The 21077-nt window shown below is 53.2% G+C and carries 13 protein-coding genes; 4 read left to right on the top strand and 9 right to left on the bottom strand.

Annotated elements, in window-relative coordinates:
• Nucleotides 1-59: 59 nt before the first annotated feature.
• On the top strand, nt 60-551 hold the full coding sequence (eco, locus tag ACI2I2_RS07615) for a serine protease inhibitor ecotin (protein ID WP_404657369.1): 492 nt from the start codon (nt 60-62) through the stop codon (nt 549-551).
• Between the two features lie 39 nt (nt 552-590).
• Here eco and mqo read toward each other — a convergent pair whose 3' ends face one another.
• Complete coding sequence (mqo, locus tag ACI2I2_RS07610) at nt 591-2243, bottom strand: malate dehydrogenase (quinone) (protein WP_404657368.1); 1653 nt, start codon at nt 2241-2243, stop codon at nt 591-593.
• Nucleotides 2244-2515: 272 nt separating this feature from the next.
• Between mqo and ACI2I2_RS07605 the strand changes: the two genes are divergently transcribed.
• A complete protein-coding gene (locus ACI2I2_RS07605) occupies nt 2516-3763 on the top strand; it encodes a SulP family inorganic anion transporter (protein ID WP_404657367.1) in 1248 nt (415 codons plus the stop codon).
• Here the strand turns inward: ACI2I2_RS07605 and mgtE are convergent.
• The 6 genes from mgtE to ompC all read right to left on the bottom strand — a co-directional run bounded on the left by mgtE (nt 3726) and on the right by ompC (nt 11115).
• Complete coding sequence (mgtE, locus tag ACI2I2_RS07600; protein ID WP_404657366.1) at nt 3726-5162, bottom strand: magnesium transporter; 1437 nt, start codon at nt 5160-5162, stop codon at nt 3726-3728. The two genes, ACI2I2_RS07605 and mgtE, sit on opposite strands and share 38 nt — an antisense overlap.
• A gap of 134 nt (nt 5163-5296) precedes the next feature.
• Nucleotides 5297-6940, bottom strand: a complete 1644-nt coding sequence (locus tag ACI2I2_RS07595; protein WP_404657365.1) for a multidrug ABC transporter permease/ATP-binding protein — start codon at nt 6938-6940, stop codon at nt 5297-5299.
• Between the two features lie 86 nt (nt 6941-7026).
• A complete protein-coding gene (alkB, locus tag ACI2I2_RS07590; protein ID WP_404657364.1) occupies nt 7027-7665 on the bottom strand; it encodes a DNA oxidative demethylase AlkB in 639 nt (212 codons plus the stop codon).
• A 2-nt stretch (nt 7666-7667) separates the two neighbouring features.
• Complete coding sequence (gene ada / locus ACI2I2_RS07585; protein WP_404657363.1) at nt 7668-8729, bottom strand: bifunctional DNA-binding transcriptional regulator/O6-methylguanine-DNA methyltransferase Ada; 1062 nt, start codon at nt 8727-8729, stop codon at nt 7668-7670.
• Between the two features lie 75 nt (nt 8730-8804).
• Entirely contained in the window at nt 8805-9860 is a 1056-nt protein-coding gene (gene apbE / locus ACI2I2_RS07580) for an FAD:protein FMN transferase ApbE (RefSeq protein WP_404657362.1), read from the bottom strand.
• A 100-nt stretch (nt 9861-9960) separates the two neighbouring features.
• Nucleotides 9961-11115 carry a porin OmpC gene (ompC, locus tag ACI2I2_RS07575; protein WP_404657361.1) on the bottom strand — a complete coding sequence of 385 codons (1155 nt, stop codon included), beginning with the start codon at nt 11113-11115 and terminating at the stop codon, nt 9961-9963.
• A 785-nt stretch (nt 11116-11900) separates the two neighbouring features.
• Here ompC and rcsD point away from each other — a divergent pair.
• Nucleotides 11901-14576, top strand: a complete 2676-nt coding sequence (gene rcsD, locus ACI2I2_RS07570; RefSeq protein ID WP_404657360.1) for a phosphotransferase RcsD — start codon at nt 11901-11903, stop codon at nt 14574-14576.
• A 16-nt stretch (nt 14577-14592) separates the two neighbouring features.
• Nucleotides 14593-15243 (top strand): response regulator transcription factor RcsB, encoded by a 651-nt coding sequence (gene rcsB, locus ACI2I2_RS07565; protein ID WP_001061913.1) that lies wholly within the window; start codon nt 14593-14595, stop codon nt 15241-15243.
• A 123-nt stretch (nt 15244-15366) separates the two neighbouring features.
• Here the strand turns inward: rcsB and rcsC are convergent, their stop codons facing one another.
• Both rcsC and gyrA read right to left on the bottom strand, forming a co-directional pair.
• Complete coding sequence (gene rcsC / locus ACI2I2_RS07560) at nt 15367-18216, bottom strand: two-component system sensor histidine kinase RcsC (protein ID WP_404657359.1); 2850 nt, start codon at nt 18214-18216, stop codon at nt 15367-15369.
• Between the two features lie 117 nt (nt 18217-18333).
• Nucleotides 18334-20976, bottom strand: a complete 2643-nt coding sequence (gyrA, locus tag ACI2I2_RS07555; RefSeq protein ID WP_404657358.1) for a DNA topoisomerase (ATP-hydrolyzing) subunit A — start codon at nt 20974-20976, stop codon at nt 18334-18336.
• Nucleotides 20977-21077 lie beyond the last annotated feature (101 nt).

The raw sequence follows: 21077 nt of genomic DNA, 5'->3' as shown, positions 1-21077 counted from the left end.
ATCATTCATCAAACTGATGATACGATTCGCCAGTGGCTAACTGATCAAAAGGATTAACAGTGAAAAACGCATCCAAACTGAATATCGCATTCTTCTCTCTGGCCTGTCTGTCCGCCAGCGCCTTCGCCTCAACGACGCCTCTGGAAAAAGTTGCCCCGTATCCGCAGGCCGAAAAAGGGATGAAGCGCCAGGTGATTACACTGCCAGTGCAGAAAGACGAAGCTGATTATAAAGTCGAGCTACTGATTGGTCAGACGATGGACGTTGACTGCAACCAGCACCGTCTTGGCGGGCAGATGGAAAGCAAAACGCTTGAAGGCTGGGGTTACGATTACTTCGTCTTCGATAAGGTCACTTCCCCGGTATCTACTATGATGGCTTGCCCGGATGGCAAGAAAACGAAGAAATTTGTCACGGCCTATCTGGGCGACAATGCATTGATCCGCTACAACAGCAAACTGCCGATTGTGGTCTATGCCCCGGAAAATATTGAAGTGAAATACCGTATCTGGAAAGCGGAAGACAACGTTCAGAGCGCAGAGCAGCGCTAAGACAGCAAAAAAAACCCCGGTAACCGGGGTTTTTTAGTCTTACAGGGCAATATCCGCCACAGGCTTCAGTTCCACCAACGGTGGCGTAAATTGAGCCTGCGGGACAGGATCGGCAACGACGTGTGTTTCATAACGCAGGCCAAGCACTTCACTGGTATGCGCTAGCGTCTGCTGAATCGCCTGCGGGTCGCCACTCAAACGACGACCATAAGTGGGCACCACGGCTCGCAATTTCTCCTGCCAGGCCGCAGATTTTACTTTCTCTTTAAAGACCTGCTCCATCAGTTGCAACATGATTGGCGCAGCAGTCGAAGCGCCCGGCGATGCACCCAGCAATGCGGCAACGGTGCCTTGATCATCGCTAACCACTTCCGTGCCCAGGCGCAGTACGCCGCCCTTCTCTTCGTCACGCTTGATTATCTGCACGCGCTGACCGGCCTGCCACAAACGCCAGTCCCCTTTTTTCGCCTGCGGATAATATTCTTTCAGCGCTGCCAGACGGTCTTTGTCTTTCTGAATCACCTGGCCGACCAGATATTTCACCAAATCAAAATTATCCAGCCCGACGTTCAGCATCGGCAGAATGTTCGATTTGTTGGTCGAGCTGAGCAGATCCCACAGCGAGCCATTTTTCAGGAAGCGGGTAGAGAATGTCGCGAACGGTCCAAACAACACTGCACGTTTGCCATCAATAATTCGCGTGTCGATGTGCGGCACCGACATAGGCGGCGCCCCTACGGAGGCCTGTCCGTACACTTTCGCCAGATGGTGGTTAACGACTTCCGGGTTTTCACAGACCAGGAACTGCCCACCGACCGGGAACCCTGCATACTCTTTCGCCTGCGGGATGCCCGTTTTCTGCAACAGTTTCAGTGCAGCGCCACCTGCACCAATAAAGATAAACTTCGCGCGGATTGTCCGGCGAGCTTTGCGGTCGCTGGCGTCGGAGACCGTCACAGTCCAGCTGTTATCCGCATTACGCTTAAAGCGGCGAACCTCAGTGTTGAGTTGCAGACTGAAATTGTCGTGGCTGCGCAGACCAGCAATTAGCTGGCGGGTAATTTCGCCATAGTTGACGTCAGTGCCAACTTCGGTACGCGTGGCGGCCACTTTTTGTTGCGGGTCGCGCCCTTCCATCACCAGCGGCGCCCACTTTTTGATTTGCTCGACATCTTCGGAATAGCGCATCCCCTGGAACAGGGAGTTTTGCTGCAAAGCGGCATAGCGAGCGCGGAGGAAATTCACATTGTCCTCGCCCCAGACAAAACTCATGTGCGGCACGGTATTGATGAAGGTCTTCGGCTGCTGAAGTACGCCGCGTGTCACCTGGTGCGCCCAGAACTGACGCGAGATCTGGAAGGCTTCGTTAATCTCAATGGCTTTGTCGATACTGATTGAACCGTCCGCTTTTTGCGGCGTGTAGTTCAGCTCCATCAGGGCGGCATGACCGGTTCCGGCATTGTTCCAGCCGTTCGAGCTCTCCTCGGCGACGCTGTCCATTTGCTCGACCATGGTAATAGACCAGTCTGGTTCCAGTTCCTGAAGCCAGGTTCCCAGCGTGGCGCTCATGATGCCGCCGCCAATCAACAATACATCCGTCTGATGCTCGTTACGGGAGTTGGTGTGTGTTGCCAGAGGTTCGGCATGCAAACCAACCGCCTGTGAGCGACGTACGGCCATTTTTTTCTTCATCGCAATGAGCCTTCTGTACTCGCGTTTTTGTTTAGCGCAGGTGAAACGATTCGGGGGAATCCACGTTAGCACTGACGATGAAAGATTTAAATATTGTTTAAAATTTAAGTTCTGTTTTGAGATCTGTTATAAAAATGTTTAATAAATGTGGCAGTCAAATGAGTATTGGTACTGGCGAAGTGTGACACAACGCGGTAATATCGCCCGTTTTGTGATGCACCGCACGTCGGACATCTTATGTAAAACCCACTTTCCATAACCCTACATTTTCTATGCCTGCAACCACTGAATCATTGACTGCTGCTGAACAAAGCGCGATACGAACCGTCGTACGCTCGCCTGCGCTGATGCTGCGCGAATCTCTGGCAGGCGTGATCACCGCCCTGGCGCTTATCCCGGAAGTTATCTCTTTCTCTGTGATTGCGGGCGTTGACCCTAAAGTCAGCCTGATTGCTTCCGTGGTGCTGTGTCTGGCGATGTCGGTGTTAGGTGGCCGTCCGGCCATGGTGACGGCGGCGGCAGGTTCGGTGGCGCTGGTGATTGGGCCGATGGTGCACCAGCACGGTGTGGGCTACATTCTGCCTGCGGTGGTGATGGCGGGTATCATTCAGATTTTGTTTGGTGTGATGGGCATGGCCCGGCTGATGCGCTTCATCCCACAAGCCGTGATGACCGGTTTCGTGAATGCGTTGGGCATCCTGATTTTCTTTGCTCAGGTTCCCCACTTCTGGAGCAAAAACCCCTGGGTGCTGGCGCTGTTCGCCGCCACCCTGGTGATTGTGTTGTTCGCCCCGCGTGTCGTCAAAAGCATTCCTTCCCCTCTCATCGCCATTGTTCTGTTGACGCTCTTTACGGTGTTCAGCGGTCAGCTGTTGCCGACGGTCGGCGACGAGGGCTCCATGTCCGGCGGCCTGCCCGGTTTGACCGAATTGCTGGTGCCCTTGAATTTGCAAACGCTGCAAATCATCTGGCCTTGTGCGCTGAGCATCGCTTTCGTCGGCCTGATGGAATCGTTGCTGACGGCAAAACTGGTGGATGATTTAACGGTTACCCCTTCCAATAAAGCGCGTGAAAGCGCCGGGTTGGGGATTGCCAATATTCTGGCCGGGTTCTACGGCGGCATCGCCGGATGCGCGATGATCGGCCAGACGATTGTGAACGTTGAGATGGGCAAAGGCCGCAGCCGACTTTCGACGCTGGTTGCTGGCCTGGTGCTGTTATTGCTGGTGACTGGCCTGAGTGAAGTAATGGCCAACATCCCGATGGCGGTGCTGGCAGGCATTATGGTGATTGTGGCGGTAAAAACTTTTAGCTGGCACAGCATTCAGCCCGCCGCACTGAAACAGACACCGTGGTCCGTGACAGTAGTGATGGTTGCCACTGTCATCGCCACCGTCAGCACTGGAAACCTTGCTGTTGGCGTGCTGGCAGGCATTGTGATCCTGGCGCTGATTCCAGCCCGCATTCGCAAGTTACATTCGCTTAAAGCAGAAACACTGTCGCCAGACCCAGAAAAATAAAGAAGCCGCCAGTGTCGGTGATCGCCGTGATCATCACGCTGGAACCGACCGCCGGATCGCGCCCAAGTTTAGTCATGATCATCGGGATCAGGACGCCCATCATTGAGGCCACCAGCAGGTTAAGGACCATCGCCAGCATCATCACGCCACCGAGTTGCGGATCGTCATACAGCCACCAGGTTACGACGCCCATAATCCCGCCCCACACCAGGCCATTGATCAGCGCCACGCCCATTTCACGCAGGATCAGAAACGAGAAGTTGCCCGGCTGAATATGCTGTAACGCCAGCGCACGCACAATCATCGTGATGGTCTGGTTGCCGGTATTACCGCCGATTCCTGCGACAATCGGCATCAGTGAAGCCAGCGCCACCAACTGCGAAATGGTGTGCTCAAAACCATCGATGACGCGTGAAGCGATAAAAGCCGTGCACAGGTTGATAGCCAGCCACGCCCAGCGCGTTTTCACGGCTTTGCTGACCGGGGCGAAGACGTCTTCATCGTTGCTCAAGCCGCTCATTTGACGAATATCGTTATCCGTCTCTTCGTAAACCACATCAACGATCTCATCGATGGTCAGACGCCCCAGCAGCTTGCCTTCAGCATCGATGACCGCCGCACTCAGCAGGTTGTCACGTTCGAAGGTTCGGGCAACTTTTTCTGAGTCCTCTTCAGGGTGAAACGTCACAGGCTCTGCTTCCATCACGTCATGCACACGCCGCTGCGCCGGGTTGAGCAGAATGGTTTGCAGCTCCAGTTCGCCCAGCAGCTTTTTGTCACGGGTCGTGACGAACAGTTTGTCCGTGTTCTCAGGCATTTTCCCCAGCCGACGCAGATAGCGCTGCACCGCGCCCAGTGTCACATCAGGCCGAATGGTGATGACCTCAAACTCCATGATCGCCCCGACGCTGTCGTGGGCATAATTCATCACCTGCCTTACGCGCGCACGTTCTTCCGCGGGCAACGTAGCTAATAAGCGCCCGGTCAGATTTCGTGGGAGGTGTTGAACCAGATAAATTTTTTCATCGATATCCAGGCTTTCGAGCGCATCAAGCAGCGCCTTGTCGCTCATGCCCTCAATCAAGTCTTCATAGACGCTTTCGGAGGCTTCAAGCAACACGTTCCCACGCTTGCTGTCGTCCACCAGCCCCCACAGTGCATGGCGCTCATCCGAGGGAAGCGCTTCGAGGGTATCTGCCAGGTCAGGCGCAGGCAGGTGAGCAACCAACGCCCCCACTTCAGCAATATCGTCCGCCAGCCGACCTTCGTCATACTGCTCCGCAAGCGTCAATTTATTGGACAAGGCCGAGGTGATGGCTTTGTCCGTCGTCAGAAGCCAGATGAGGCGAGCACGTTCCTGGTCACGCACTCGGGCGCTGTTTTTATGAAAGACGGACATCGATGGGCGATCCTTGAACTGAAGAGGCGGTTTTCCAGCCTCTAAGCATAGCGCGAGTGAATGTAAAAAATAATAAACAACGGGCGGGAGTGGTGAAAAAGAGAGCAGACGCCCCATTACTGGGGCGTCTGGTGTTACGCAGTACGAGCCACCGCATCGCGAGAAGCGGCATCTCGCTCTTCGCCAGTCAGCTCGCTAAGCTTGCCGTTACGCATTTCCAGCAGGCGATCGGCGTGGATGAAATAGTGATCGTCATGGCTTATAGCAAAAATGGTTTTGCCCATCTGTTGCATCAACGGCAGCAAGACCTGATAAAACTCGCGACGGAAATGCGGGTCCTGATCGGCAGCCCATTCATCCAGCAGAATGATATCTCTCTCCTCAGCCAGAGCCAGCAGCAGCGCGACGCGCTTTTTCTGCCCTTTAGACAGTTTAAGATCGAGGATTTTGCCGTTCTCAAGCTTCAGCTTGTGCCCCATCTTTAGCTGTTCCAGCCACTTTTCCACCAGTTGCGGATCGGCCTGCTGCCCTTCTTGCCCCAGAAGTTGATCAAACAGCCAGGGGTCGGTAAACACCGCGGAGAACAGCTTGCGGTAATCTTCCGGTTTGTCGGCGACCAGCGGTTGACCATCCAGCAGGATTTGGCCGGACACAGGCTGGTAAAGACCCGTCAGCAACATGGCTAAGGTGGATTTCCCACTGCCGTTACCGCCAATCAGAAACACCAGTTCCCCGCGATTCAGCGTCAGGTTGACAGGCCCAATGGCAAAGGTGTTGTCCTGATAATGGAAGGCGACTTCGCGCAACTCCAGCGTCTTCCAGTCAGGATGCGCCTGAGGTTTAGGAAACGCTTCACGATAAGGGGCAAGTGAAAACTTATTGAGCTTATTAAACGCGACCTGTGCACTGAGCAACGTCGGTAATGCCCCCACAGCCGAAAGCAACGGCGTGCGCAGGAACAACAGCGTTAAGGAATACGTTGCCGCCACAGCGGTATCTGCCCAACCCAGGCCGTTCGCCATCCAGAACACTAGGCCAATAGCACCCAGCATCATGATATTCGACCAGTTAACCGCGCTGAGGTGGAAGGTATCGGCCCGAATAATATGATGGCGATACTCTTTGGCGTCCGGAATATAGAGGTTATTGAAAATATGCTCGGCGCGCTCACGGTTCAGCGTCAGCTCTTTACGCCCTTCCAGTACGGTCTGGTAGTCGTTATACAGCTTGTCTTCCGTTTCGCGCAGCGTCGCCATGTGTTTATACACTCGTGCCACCAGCACGAAACCGCCCCAGATGGTCAGCGCCATCCACAGCGCGGTGATCACCAGCATTTTCCCTGACAGGAAAAACAGGTACGCCGCCGAGCCGAACGTCAGGATAATCCCCTGAACCAGTTCCGGTAAGCGCACGAACGCAATGGTGATGTTTCGCACGTCGCTGGTTAGCCCGGCCAGTAACGCCGCGCTGCCCAGTTTTTCCACACGTTCGATTTGCGTATCGAGAATACGTTTGATGAATTCACTGCGCAGGCGATACACAAAATGGTGGCCCAGCACGGTTAAGGCCAACTGCGAGCCAAGCGTGACCGCCATCAGCAGCAGCAACAGCCCGAGGAATTCCGGCAGAACCACGATTGAGGCATCGACACTTTCAATCAGGCGCACATTGATGAAGGCAATCAGGCCGATACCCAGCGCCGCGCTAAGCAGGCTTAACAGCATGACGGCAATAAACGGCCAGCGATACTGACGCCAGACCAGAAGAAGAAGCTGCATAGAAAAATCCCGGACAAGCAAAAACAGCCAGCAGTTTAAACGGCTCTCGCGCTACATCAAGAATAATTCTTATTTTTATTGCTGTTTCAGGTATGGCGGAAAGTGAGGTTGTAACGCAGGTTGCCGGTAGCGGGATGATGCCCATCTTTAAGCGGCTGGATCCCGTGATAAAACAGGCGCGACGCCCCGCCCCAGACCACCACATCACCATGTTCCAGCAGCACGCGCATCAGCGGATCGTTACGTTTTAACCCGCCAAACTGAAATACCGCCGGCAATCCCAGCGACACAGAAACAATCGGCGCTCTCAGCTCTTTTTCATCTTTATCCTGATGCAGTGAGAGCTTTGCGCCAAGCGCGTAACGATTGATAAGACAGGCATCAGGCTGGAAATCGGGATAGCCCGCTTCCCGCGCACAGTCGAGCGCCAGCGTTCTGAACGCCGAAGGCATCGCTGGCCAGTGCTGGCGAGTTTGGGGATCAACTGGCGCATACAGATACCCATGTATGTCCGTTGTCCAGCCCACGTCGCCACAGTTGGTCATCGCCACCGACATGGTGAAGCCCCCGGGAGTGACCATTTGCCGAAACGGTGAGCGTGCTGCCACCTCTTCTATTCCCTCCATCAATTCCGCGACACAGGCCAGCGCCCGGCGACGCAAAATCACGGCACCAGGCGCTAAGGGTTCCTGCCAGGGAGGCGTATCGGCAAATAAATCCAGCATGGTTAACGGCCCTGCTCTTTTTCACGACGCAGAAGCTCTGCTTTGCGCGCTTCGCCCCAACGATACCCCGACAGTGCCCCGCTCTGACGAACGACCCGATGGCACGGAATAAGCAACGCCAGTCGGTTTGCGCCACAAGCATTAGCGACCGCACGAACCGCGTTCGGTTTCCCGATACTTTGAGCCACTTGCTGGTAGCTACGCGTTTCGCCAACGGGAATCGCTCTGAGCGCTTGCCAGACTTGCTGTTGAAAAGCTGTGCCGCGAATATCCAGAGGAAGATCGACCGACAAATGTTGACCATCCAGTAGCGCGATCACCGTTGCTACGCGCTGGCGAAACGTCTGGTCAGCTTCTTCTCTTTGGGCATGCGGGAACATCTGTTCCAGTTCGGCGATCAGGGTTTCGTCGCTGTCACCAGGCAACACGGCACAAATGCCTCGATCGCTTTCAGCCACCAGACAACGTCCTAGCTGGCAGGATTGCAGCGTGTAGCGCACGCTGAGCGCGTTGCCGCCCTCACGATACTGGCGCGGCGTCATACCAAGCGTGCTGTCTGCCTGGCGATAAAAGCTACTGCTGGTGGGGAATCCTGCAGCCATCACCGCATCGGTAACGGTTTCACTGACTTTCAGTGATTCGCGCAGTTTCTTCGCACGCCAGGCCTGTTGCCATGCGCGAGGCGTCATGCCTGTGACGGATTTGAACATGCGATGGAAATGAAAAGCGCTGACAGCGACTTCACGTGCCAGTTCATCCAGCGTCAGCGTGGTTTCTTGTTCCAGCAAACGACAGGCCTGCGCCACTTTTTCAATGCGCTGCTGATGTGGGTCGGCTTTGTCTGGCTGACAGCGTTTGCAGGGGCGAAAGCCTGCTTCCTGCGCAGCGCTGGCATCACTGAAGAATTGAACATTCTGGCGCAGCGCATGCCGCGCCCGGCAGGATGGGCGACAATAAATGCCGGTGGTCAGCACCGCAAACACGAAGTGACCATCGGCATTGGGATCTCTTTCCAGCACGGACTGCCAGCGGATCTCGTCATTAGGGGTGGCATTACGTTTCATAAATACTCCGGCTCCTTACAAGGGTAGCCTGAGTCTGGCGCAGGCGGCAGAGAAAAAAACCGCCATTCTTGCTTTTTAATTTTTGCCATTCACCAGGAAGGTTTCGAACTGCGGGGACATCCAGGTTTTGAAGCCGTCGCCCTCTTTGACGATCATATAGACCGCCAGCCCTTGTTCGCGCACCACTTCTTTGGCTCTTTCCGGGCCGAGCACCATTAATCCGGTATCCCAACCATCCGCCTCAAGCGCCGTAGGGGAAATGACCGTGACCGAGACCATTTTATGCTGGATAGGCGTGCCCGTTTGCGGGTCAATCACGTGAGAAATACGCTTGCCGTCCAGCTCGTAATAATTGCGATAGCTGCCGGAAGTGCTGATCCCATGCCCGTTAATATCCACAATCGCCTGCACCGCGTTTTCTTTATCGGTCGGCTTTTGGATCGCGACTCGCCATGGTTGACCTTCGGCATTCATGCCACGGCTGACCAGCGCCCCGCCGACAGAAACTAAGTAGCGAGAAATCCCTTCCTGCTCCATCAGACGAGCAAGATGATCTGCTGCGTAGCCTTCGCCCACCGTGGAGAGATCGACATACAGATCAGGAAGATCCTTTTGCAGATACTGGCTGCCAGATTGGTTAATGACGGAGAGATGTTTCAACCCGGTACGCGCTTTTGCCGCGTCGATTTGTTCTTGAGTTGGCGTTTTCACCGGCTGCTTGTCCGGTCCAAAGCCCCAGAGATTGACCAACGGGCCCACGGTGATATCCATGGCACCTTGCGTTTTGGCCCCAATTCGCAGCGACTCGGTGACGATATCCGCCATGGCTTCACTGACCGGCCAGGGTGTCATGCTGCGGGAATGATTAAAACGCATCAATGCGGAGTCGTTTTTCCAGGTGGAGAGCAGCTGATCGTCGCCATCCAGTTGGGCCTGAATCTTTTGGCGCAGCGCTTCAACATGCGCATCGTCGAGATTAATCACGCTGGCTCGCCAGAAGGTGCCCATTGTCTTCCCTTCCAGCACGGTGGCGGGCGCCTTCTCCGTCGTCGACACTGGCGTGCCGTTATCGCAACCCGCAATAATGAATGTGACGGCAATCAGTGCCGTGCGAAAAAAAGTGATAGCCATACGAAGTCCCTCTTGTTTGCGCGCAAGGGTACACCAGGGAGGGTAAACAAAGAATAAAAAAAAGGGTCCCGAAGGACCCTTTTTGCTGATTAACAGTCGATTAGAACTGGTAAACCAGACCGGTAGCAACGATGTTGTCGGTGCCGATACCGTTGTTTTTGTAGAAGCTGTCGTTACCGTCCAGCAGGTTGATTTTGTAATCAACATAGGTGGACATGTTTTTGTTGAAGTAGTAGGTCGCGCCAACATCAACATATTTAACGAGGTCTTTGTCGTCGCTACCATTAATGGTGTTCAGGCCTTTACCTTTAGACTGCAGGTAAGAAACCGCTGGACGCAGACCGAAGTCGAACTGGTACTGAGCAGTGATTTCGAAGTTCTGAGTTTTGTCTGCAATACCGCCACCGTTCATACCATTGTCAGTGCTGGTAGAACCGTATGGAGTCATGTTGCGGGTTTCAGCGTACATCGCAGCAACGTAAACGTTGTTTGCGTCATACTTAGCACCTGCAGTCCACGCTTCAGCTTTGTCACCGGCAGTGTACTGCTGGTTGCCCAGATGAGCGTTTTTCTGGTCGTTGGTACGGTTAGAGTTGGCGTACGCCGCACCTACGCTGAAGCCTTCGCCGATGTCGTAGGTAGAGGAGATACCGAAGCCGTCGCCGTTCGCGTTACGGAAGTTACGATCACCGTTGTTGGTGCCTTCGCCGGAACCTGGGTTCTCGTTTTTGCCCTGATACTGCAGAGCAAAGTTCAGGCCATCAACCAGACCGAAGAAATCGCTGTTACGGTAAGTCGCAACACCGTTGGTACGGCCAGTCATGTAGTTGTCAGACTTGGTGTAAGTATCGCCACCAAACTCTGGCAGCATATCGGTCCAGCCTTCTACGTCGTACAGTACGCCGTAGTTACGACCGTAGTCGAAGGAACCTGCATCACCAAATTTCAGACCAGCGAATGCCAGACGAGTCCAGGACTGGTTACCATCAGCGCCTTCAGCGTTGTTCGCCTGAACGTTGTATTCCCACTGGCCGTAACCGGTCAGTTGGTCGTTGATCTGAGTTTCGCCTTTGAAGCCCAGACGGATGTAGGACTGGTCGCCATCAGCGCCATCGTCGCTGGAGAAATAGTGCAGACCATCAACTTTACCGTACAGATCTAATTTGTTGCCGTCTTTGTTATAAATTTCAGCCGCATTTGCTGCGCCTGCTACCAGCAGTGCTGGTACCAGGAGGGACAGTACTTTAACTTTCATGTTATTAACCCTCTGTTATATGCCTTTTTTATCGCCACTGCTTACTGATTAACCCTCTAATCAGTCGGCAAACCCATTGTGCTGCAAAATGCAGAAATATCCAACAAGAAAATGATACGAGAACTTTTAAGGTGTTTCAAACTACCCATTAGGTGTTTCAGTATGTAAATCAGAGGGAACTTTTAGATGCCACGAAAAGCTAAAAAATATCGCACCAATAATCAAAAAATATGAAAAAATCATTAAAATCAACACACTAAAAGCATGATCCGGTATAGCACTGAATGACAAAACAAAATGCTCAGCGATCTCTAAAATAATCGACGCTATCATCATTAACTTTATTTATTACCGTCATTCAGTTCTGAATGTCTGTTTACTCAAATTTCTACCGGGTGCATCGCATCCGGTTTTTTTTTACCCTTCTTTACGTAAACTTAATAGTTATGTGCTACCGCCATGAAATTATAATGACTATTAAGTAATCATCCTCGCTGGCAAAATTTGCCTTTAGTACTAGCAGTTAAATAATCTCTTGTTAATTAGTGCTATTTCCCCAGCGCTCATCGTAAATATTTGTACAGAAAATGTAACGATGTACATCTTTACCCTGCACACTGTGGAGGTTGCTCAGAAAGCCAGCAACAGGCGGCAGAATGTGGAAATTGGCGTATTAGGCTTTATACTGCCTGCTGGACTTGCCTTAGCAGAGAGCCATTTCGGGCAAGGCAGCAAGTAACGTTTTCGCGCTCTTCTGGTGCAGTCATCATGGATTACACACACTAATGAGTCATTCCGACACGACTTTCCCTAACAAATTCTCCCTTATCCCCGGGAGCATCACCCGTTTCTTTCTGCTGCTGATCATTGTCCTGCTGGTGACGATGGGGGTGATGATCCAGAGCGCGGTGAATGCGTGGCTTAAGGATAAAAGTTATCAGGTCGTCGACATGACTCATGCGATTCATAAGCGCGTCGATACCTGGCGCTACGCGACGTGGCAAATCTATGACAACATCGCCGCCTCTGCGACCTCCACGCCGGGTGAAGAAGGCCTGCAGGAAACTCGCCTGAAGCAGGATGTTTATTACCTCGAAAAACCACGCCGTAAAACCGAAGCGCTGATCTTTGGCTCCCACGATGGCTCCACCCTCGACATGACGCAAAAGATGTCGACCTATCTGGATACGCTTTGGGGTGCCGAAACCGTGCCGTGGTCGATGTATTACCTCAATGGCCAGGATAACAGTCTGATCCTGATTTCTACCTTGCCGTTGAAAGATCTCTCAGCAGGCTTCAAAGAATCTTCTGTTGGCAGCATTGTCGATTCCCGCCGGGCAGAAATGCTTCAGCAGGCCAATACGCTCGATGAACGCGAAACGTTCTCTTCTCTGCGTCGGCTTGCCTGGCAAAATGGCCACTATTTCACTCTGCGCACCACCTTCAACCAGCCAGGTCATCTGGCGACCGTGGTGGCGTTTGATCTGCCTATTAATGATTTGATCCCGCCGGGCATGGCGCTGGACAGCTTCCGCCTGGAGCCAGATCCGTCGCAAAGCAATCTGCGCAACCAGGATAAAGAAGCTGCGGACAGCGTCAGCATTAACTTTAATAGCTCGCGTATTGAAATCGCTTCGTCGCTTAACTCGACGGGGATGCGCCTCGTCTGGCAGGTGCCGTTCGCCACGCTGATGATGGACACACTGCAAAACATCCTGCTGCCGCTGCTGCTCAATATCGGCCTGCTGGCACTGGCGCTGTTTGGCTATAACACGTTTCGTCATTATTCTGGCCGTCGCCAGGCAGACACTGGCGTACCTTCGGCCGCGAACAACGAGCTACGAGCGCTGAAAGCGATTAATGAAGAGATTGTTTCCGTTCTTCCGCTGGGTTTGCTGGTTCACGATCAGGAATCGAACCGAACGCTTATCAGCAATAAAATTGCCGACCATCTGCTGCCACACCTGAACCTGCAAAACATTACCAGCATGGCGGATCAGCATCAGGGTGTGATTCAGGCCACCATCAACAACGAACTGTATGAGATTCGCCAGTTCCGCAGCCAGGTGGCTCCGCGTACGCAAATCTTCATTATTCGCGATCAGGATAAAGAAGTACTGGTGAACAAAAAGCTCAAGCAGGCGCAGCGTCTGTACGAGAAAAACCAGCAAGGGCGCATGGCGTTCATGCAAAACATTGGCGAGGCCCTGAAGCAACCGGCGAAATCCCTGGCCGAAGAAGCTGGCGCTGTCGACGGTGAGCAACATCAGAAGCTGGCTCAACATGCCGATACACTGGTGCGGCTGGTGGATGAAATACAGCTAGCCAATATGCTGGAAGGTGACGGCTGGAAAGGCAGCTCAGTGTTGTTCTCCCTTCAGGATTTAATTGATGAAGTGGTGCCTGAGGTTTTACCCGCCATTAAGCGCAAAGGCTTGCAGCTGCTCATTAACAATCAGTTAGCCGCCAGCGAGCAACGCCACGGCGATCGCGATGCCCTGAAGCGCATCCTGCTGCTGCTGATTCAGTATTCCGTCACCACCACGCAAATCGGTAAAATCACCCTGGAAGTGGGTGAAGATGAATCCGCAGAAGAGCGCCTGACTTTCCGAATTCTGGATACAGGCAACGGCGTCAGCAACAGTGAAATCGATAACCTGCATTTCCCGTTCCTGAATGAGACGCAGGAAGACGGCTTTGGCAAGGCCAATGCCCTTACCTTCTGGCTTTGTGATCAGCTGGCACGTAAACTTGGCGGGCATTTGAACATCAAAGCGCGGGAATCACTGGGTACGCGCTATTCACTGCACGTGAAGATGGCGCCTCGCGAAGAAGAAGCGGAAGCCGAAGAGAAACTGCTGGACGAGGTTATCGCGATGGTCGATATCACCTCGAACGAAATCCGCAGTATCGTTATTCGACAGCTTGAAAACTGGGGCGCGAGCTGTATTTCCCCGGATGAAAGGCTGACGAGTCAAGAATATGATCTGTTTTTGACAGATAATCCGTCTAATCTTACTGCGCCTGGCTTGCTTTTAAGCGATGATGAGGCTGGTATTCGTAAGATTGGCCCAGGACAACTGCGGGTAAACTTTAATATCAGTAATGCCATGCAGGAAGCGGTACTCCAACTGATAGAAGAGCAGCTTGCACAGGGAGAATTACTGGGAACGCCAGCTGGCGTAAATGAGAACGCTGAGCTCCATGCCAGCGGTTATTATGCGCTGTTTGTAGACACGGTACCGGATGATGTTAAGAGGTTGTATACTGAATCAGCGACAAACGATTTTGCTGCGCTGGCACAGACGGCTCACCGCCTGAAAGGGGTGTTTGCCATGCTCAATCTGGTACCCGGCAAGCAGTTATGTGAAACGCTGGAGCATCTCATTCGTGAGAAAGATGCCCCCGGCACAGAGAAATATATCAGCGACATTGACGCCTACGTCAAAAGCTTGATGTAGCAAGGTAGCCTAATACATGAACAATATGAACGTTATTATTGCCGATGATCATCCGATTGTACTGTTCGGTATTCGCAAATCACTTGAGCAAATCGAGTGGGTGAATGTCGTCGGCGAATTTGAAGACTCCACTGCACTGATCAATAATCTGCCAAAACTGGACGCCCATGTGCTGATTACCGACCTCTCCATGCCTGGAGACAAGTACGGTGATGGCATTACGCTGATTAAGTACATCAAACGCCATTTCCCGGGTCTGTCGATTATCGTCCTGACCATGAATAACAACCCGGCTATCCTGAGTGCGGTATTGGATCTGGATATCGAAGGGATCGTCCTGAAACAAGGCGCACCAACCGATCTGCCTAAAGCGCTGGCTGCGCTGCAGAAAGGCAAAAAATTCACCCCGGAAAGCGTCTCTCGCCTGCTGGAAAAAATCAGCGCGGGTGGCTACGGCGACAAACGTCTGTCCCCGAAAGAGAGCGAAGTGCTGCGTCTGTTCGCAGAAGGTTTCCTGGTTACCGAAATCGCCAAGAAGCTGAACCGCAGCATTAAAACCATCAGTAGCCAGAAGAAATCGGCGATGATGAAACTCGGCGTGGAAAACGATATCGCCCTGCTGAACTATCTCTCTTCCGTGACCCTGAGTCCGGCAGATAAAGACTGATTCATTAGCTCACGCTAAATACACAAAACCCCGGCTCGCCGGGGTTTTTTTATGGGTGGGATCTCGTTAATGTCCGGTGAAGAATGCCCGGTAAGGCGAAACCGCCACCGGGCGATATCGGTCTTATGACTCCCGGCTTTTTCTGACGCGTGCTGCGTACACCGCCAGCGTTTGTTTCAACACATCGAGCGTCACCGGCTTGGACAAGCAGCTGTCCATGCCTGACTCCAGACAGCGTTGTTTCTCTTCCGCCAGCGCATTGGCGGTTACGCCAACCACCGGTAGCGTCAGCCCTAACTGGCGGATACGCTGCGTCAGGCGATAACCATCCATATTTGGCATGTTCACGTCACTCAGCACAATATCAATGTGGTTCTTACTGAGCACATTCAGGGCATCCACACCGTCGACGGCGGTTTTACACTGATACCCCAGCGATCCGAGCTGATCGGCCAACAGGCGTCGGTTAATCGGATGATCGTCCACCACGAGGATCATCATGTCATCGTTGGCATCAGGAATATTTTCGGCGGAGGGTAGCGCTCCATTGCTGTGCGCATTTTCCACTTCAATGCGGTAAATTCTGCCCAGCAGGGCCAGCAACTCATGCGGAGAAGCCACGCTGTGGATCCACTCCCCTGCCGCGCGTTCGAGCGGAATGCCGATATGACGACGGCAGAAGATGATGGCCGCGCGCCCGGCCCACGGCTGGACCAGCTCATCGTCAGAAATCAGCATATCGTCGCTTTGTGGCGTCTGCCCTTCGTAGCGCAACACTTCAACGCCGTGACGTGTTAGCAAGGACTCAACAAACTGTGCCAGCGAAGCATTACGAACGGCAAGCCAACAGCGTTTGCCCGCCAGCCCTTCAATCGCCGCAGGGGTCGTATTCTGCACGCCGTACAGGGGAATACGAATAGTGAACTGGCTGCCCATACCCGGCTCGGTGTCCACGGAAATATCACCGTCCATCATGCTGATCAGCTTCTCGCAGATTGCCAGCCCTAATCCGGTGCCCTGGAAATTACGCTGCACCCCCGTTCCAACCTGGAAGAACGGATCAAACAGGCGTACCACTTCTTTGGCCGGAATACCCACGCCAGTATCGCGCACGCTGATACTCAGGTAATCACCATTACGTTGCAGGTGCAGAATAATGCAGCCGATATCGGTAAATTTAATCGCATTGCTCAACAGGTTAGAAATCACCTGCTGCAAACGCATTGGGTCGCCCATCAACTGCTGTGGCACGTCTGGCTCGACGAAGCAGTAAAGCCCTAACTGTTTCCGCACCACCAGCGGTAAATAGTTGGCGGTGATGTGGCTCATCACCTCGCGCGGAGAAAACTCGCGCGGCTCGATTTTCAACTGCTCAGACTCAATTTTTGAGAAGTCGAGAATATCGCTGATGATCTTCAATAACAGGCCAGAAGAGTTATTCATCGCCGTCACCAGTCTGTCGACCCCTTTCGGCAGCTCTTTGGTCTGCAATAAATCCAGGTTGCCGATAATGCCGTACAACGGGGTACGCAATTCATGGCTGACAGTGGCAAGGAACATCGATTTCGACTGGCTGGCCTGCTCTGCGGCCTGCGCCATTTCCTGCAGAGACTCTTCCATTTTCACGCGTGAACTGACGTCCACCAGCACGCATATCGCCACGTTTTCGTTACGATAGCGGGAATGCACGAAACTGATTTGCAGGTTGGTGTTGTTGCTGGTCAGCACGTCGACAAAGTTAACCTGCTGACCGCAGATAATTTGCGTCAGCCGTTGCCGGTCTTCGTGAGTCAGCATGTTGAGATAGTTATGCGCCAGCTCGTTACTCAAAATGTTAGTGCCATCCTGAGTACGCAAAATACAAATCCCAACGGGTGCGGAAGCGACGATTTTACGGTTGAACTGCTCATGCTCTTCCAGCCGCTGTGCATCGGCTTCAGCAGGCAGGAAAATGCGCCGCTCATACATTCGCGCCATGGTAAACAACGCAAAGCCCGTGAGGATGTTGAGCAACACGGCGTTGAGAATCAGCATTCTTATTCGTTCAAGCACCAAATCAACCGGTACGGAATAGACAATGCTCAGCGAAGATGGCGGCAGGCTCTTCTTCAGCACCAGCTCGCGGAAACCGGAGGTATAGCCGAACCACGCCCGCTCCTGCATCCAGTGCGGATCGATTTTCAGCTTATTTTCACCGCCCGTCAGCGCAATTAACGACTGGCCGTTTTCGTCCAGAATGTTCACGCCCATCGGCATGCTGCCGGGGGTGAAGAAGTTTTCCATGCGGATAGTCTGCTCAACACCAAGCAGCGCCTGCAAACGGTTAGCCAGATACACAGGCGTCAGCGCATAGAAATACCCCACACCAGGACGTGGCCCCTGGCTAATCCAGAACAGGTTGTTACCACGTTCCTCCTGCGGCGCATTACGATATTTAACGATACGCTCATGCAACATTTTCAGCGCCTGATCGCGCTCCATCGGCATTTCACGCAGGCCAAAGTTGGCCATGCACAGGTTATCGCTGCCAATCAGGAACACGCGGTTGAGATCGTAAGCGGCAGAAAAATTATCACGCCAGTAGCGCATAAACCATGCCAGCGACTCCAGAGAGCCTCGCCAGGTGTTGCTCATCGCGCCGCAGTCGGAATCCTGAAACAGGGGCTCAAACTCCGGGACTTCAGTGCTGTCCGCTGCGGCACGCGAAGAGAGCACACCGTTTTCCGCACTCAGCCGGTTTTCCGCAATGTATTTCAGCTCCTTCATGACATCAGACGTACGCTGAATGTAACGCTGGGCCTGATCGTAACTGAGGTTAAACTCCTGGCGAATTTCGGCCTCTTTGCTGTGCAAAGCGTTTACGATGTAGAAGACAGAGACGAACGCAATCAACAGCCAGAGCAGCAGAGCCAGTGCCCGAAACAGATAGCGGGAAACTTTTAGAGTTGTGCGGAAGGAGACGAGGTATTTCAACGTTTAGCCGTGTGCGTACAAAAAGATGCGATTAAGGTAGCTGTAAATCACCCTACCCGCAACGTTCAAAGAAAAAGGGCCAGCTTTCGCTGGCCCTTTCGCGGTTATTTCAGACGATTACTCGTCTTCATCATCCGCTACGTCATCTTCGGCGTCGGTATCGGTTTCTGGTGCGATTTCATCATCACCTTCCGCCACGCTGCCATCGATAGCGTCGAGTTCTTCGTCGTCTACCGGCTCGGCAACACGCTGCAGACCCACCACGTTTTCATCTTCCGCTGTACGGATGAGGATAACGCCCTGAGTATTACGGCCCACCACGCTGACTTCCGACACGCGAGTACGTACCAGCGTACCGGCATCGGTGATCATCATGATCTGATCGGTATCTTCAACCTGTACCGCGCCAACCACAGAACCATTACGCTCGGTCACTTTGATCGAGATAACGCCCTGGGTACCACGTGATTTGGTTGGATATTCCGTTTCAGCCGTACGCTTACCGTAGCCGTTCTGGGTCACGGTCAGTACCGCGCCTTCACCGCGTGGGATAATCAGCGACACAACTTTGTCTTCACCGGCAAGCTTGATGCCGCGAACACCGGTCGCAGTACGACCCATGGCACGTACTGCGTTCTCTTTAAAGCGCACCACTTTACCGGCCGCAGAGAACAGCATCGCTTCATCGTTACCGTTGGTCAGATCAACGCCGATCAACTCATCGCCTTCGTTCAGGTTCACCGCGATGATCCCGGCAGAACGTGGACGGCTGAATTCGGTCAGTGCGGTTTTCTTCACGGTACCGCTGGCGGTGGCCATGAAGACGTTAACGCCTTCTTCGTATTCACGAACCGGCAGGATCGCGGTGATACGTTCGTTCGCTTCCAGCGGCAGCAGGTTAACGATTGGACGGCCACGCGCGCCACGGCTCGCTTCTGGCAGCTGATAAACCTTCATCCAGTACAAACGACCACGGCTGGAGAACAGCAGGATCGTGTCGTGGGTGTTGGCGACCAGCAGACGGTCAATAAAGTCTTCTTCTTTGATACGCGCGGCAGATTTGCCTTTACCGCCACGGCGCTGAGCTTCGTAATCGGTCAGCGGCTGATACTTCACGTAACCCTGGTGAGACAAGGTCACAACAACGTCTTCCTGATTGATCAGGTCTTCGATGTTGATGTCTGCCGTGTTGGCCGTGATTTCGGTGCGACGCTCATCGCCGAACTGTTCACGAACCAGCTCCAACTCTTCACGGATCACTTCCATCAGACGGTCTGCACTACCCAGGATGTGCAGCAGTTCAGCAATCTGTTCCAGCAGCTCTTTGTATTCGTCGAGCAGTTTTTCATGCTCAAGACCGGTCAGTTTCTGCAGACGCAAGTCCAGAATCGCCTGAGCCTGCTGTTCAGTCAGATAGTACTGACCGTCACGCACACCGAATTCTGGTTCAAGCCACTCAGGACGCGCAGCGTTATCGCCCGCACGTTCCAGCATCGCCGCAACGTTGCCCAGTGCCCACGGACGTGCGATCAGGCCAGCTTTCGCTTCAGCCGGAGTCGGTGCCTGACGAATCAGTTCAATGATCGGATCGATGTTAGCCAGTGCAACAGCCAGTGCTTCGAGGATGTGCGCGCGATCGCGGGCTTTACGCAGTTCGAAGATGGTACGGCGAGTCACCACTTCACGACGGTGACGAACGAATGCGCTCAGAATATCTTTAAGGTTCATGATCTTCGGCTGGCCATGGTGCAGAGCAACCATGTTGATACCGAAGGAAACCTGAAGCTGAGTCTGGGAATACAAGTTGTTCAGGACAACTTCGCCCACCGCATCACGTTTGATTTCAATCACGATGCGCATGCCGTCTTTATCGGACTCATCACGCAGCGCGCTGATACCTTCCACGCGTTTGTCTTTCACCAGCTCGGCAATTTTCTCAATCAGGCGCGCTTTGTTCACCTGATACGGAATTTCATGCACGATGATGGTTTCGCGGCCGGTTTTCGCGTCAGCTTCCACTTCCGCACGGGCACGAATATAAATTTTGCCACGACCGGTACGGTACGCTTCTTCAATGCCACGACGGCCATTGATGATGGCAGCGGTCGGGAAGTCTGGCCCTGGAATGTGCTCCATCAGCCCTTCAACGGTAATGTCTTCATTTTCGATATAGGCGAGACAGCCGTTGATCACTTCCGTCAGGTTGTGTGGCGGAATGTTGGTCGCCATCCCGACGGCAATACCGGAAGCGCCGTTCACCAGCAGGTTAGGCACTTTGGTTGGCATGACGTCCGGAATTTTTTCCGTGCCGTCATAGTTATCGACGAAATCGACGGTTTCCTTGTCCAGGTCAGCAATCAGCTCGTGGGCAATTTTCGCCATACGGATTTCCGTATAACGCATCGCTGCGGCGGAGTCGCCGTCTACGGAGCCGAAGTTACCCTGACCATCAACCAGCATGTAGCGCAGCGAGAACGGCTGCGCCATACGTACGATAGTGTCATAAACGGCGATATCACCATGCGGGTGATATTTACCGATGACGTCACCCACGACACGGGCAGATTTTTTATAGGCTTTATTCCAGTCATTGCCCAGTACGTTCATGGCGTATAGTACGCGACGGTGTACCGGTTTCAGGCCATCTCGGACATCTGGAAGCGCACGGCCAACAATCACCGACATCGCATAATCCAGATAAGAGTTCTTTAACTCTTCCTCAATGTTGACCGGTGTAATTTCTCTCGCAAGGTCGCTCATCTAACCGCTATCCCTCTACATGTTTCCCGGATTCAAAGGTCGCAAATTATAACACAGCAGACCGGATTGAGGTAAACCAATAGCACCTGCACAACGCTTTA

The organism is Scandinavium sp. NPDC088450, from assembly GCF_044900545.1.
GTDB lineage: Bacteria > Pseudomonadota > Gammaproteobacteria > Enterobacterales > Enterobacteriaceae > Scandinavium.
This window is presented reverse-complemented; position numbering and strand designations above follow the sequence as displayed.

What these genes read in the sequence shown, in the direction of transcription:
- rcsB (WP_001061913.1), top strand. Translation starts at nt 14,593, where the DNA reads ATGAACAATATGAACGTTATTATTGCCGATGATCATCCGATTGTACTG.
- mqo (WP_404657368.1), bottom strand. Translation starts at nt 2,243, where the DNA reads ATGAAGAAAAAAATGGCCGTACGTCGCTCACAGGCGGTTGGTTTGCAT.
- apbE (WP_404657362.1), bottom strand. Translation starts at nt 9,860, where the DNA reads ATGGCTATCACTTTTTTTCGCACGGCACTGATTGCCGTCACATTCATT.
- ompC (WP_404657361.1), bottom strand. Translation starts at nt 11,115, where the DNA reads ATGAAAGTTAAAGTACTGTCCCTCCTGGTACCAGCACTGCTGGTAGCA.
- alkB (WP_404657364.1), bottom strand. Translation starts at nt 7,665, where the DNA reads ATGCTGGATTTATTTGCCGATACGCCTCCCTGGCAGGAACCCTTAGCG.
- rcsD (WP_404657360.1), top strand. Translation starts at nt 11,901, where the DNA reads ATGAGTCATTCCGACACGACTTTCCCTAACAAATTCTCCCTTATCCCC.
- mgtE (WP_404657366.1), bottom strand. Translation starts at nt 5,162, where the DNA reads ATGTCCGTCTTTCATAAAAACAGCGCCCGAGTGCGTGACCAGGAACGT.
- ada (WP_404657363.1), bottom strand. Translation starts at nt 8,729, where the DNA reads ATGAAACGTAATGCCACCCCTAATGACGAGATCCGCTGGCAGTCCGTG.
- ACI2I2_RS07605 (WP_404657367.1), top strand. Translation starts at nt 2,516, where the DNA reads ATGCCTGCAACCACTGAATCATTGACTGCTGCTGAACAAAGCGCGATA.
- gyrA (WP_404657358.1), bottom strand. Translation starts at nt 20,976, where the DNA reads ATGAGCGACCTTGCGAGAGAAATTACACCGGTCAACATTGAGGAAGAG.
- ACI2I2_RS07595 (WP_404657365.1), bottom strand. Translation starts at nt 6,940, where the DNA reads ATGCAGCTTCTTCTTCTGGTCTGGCGTCAGTATCGCTGGCCGTTTATT.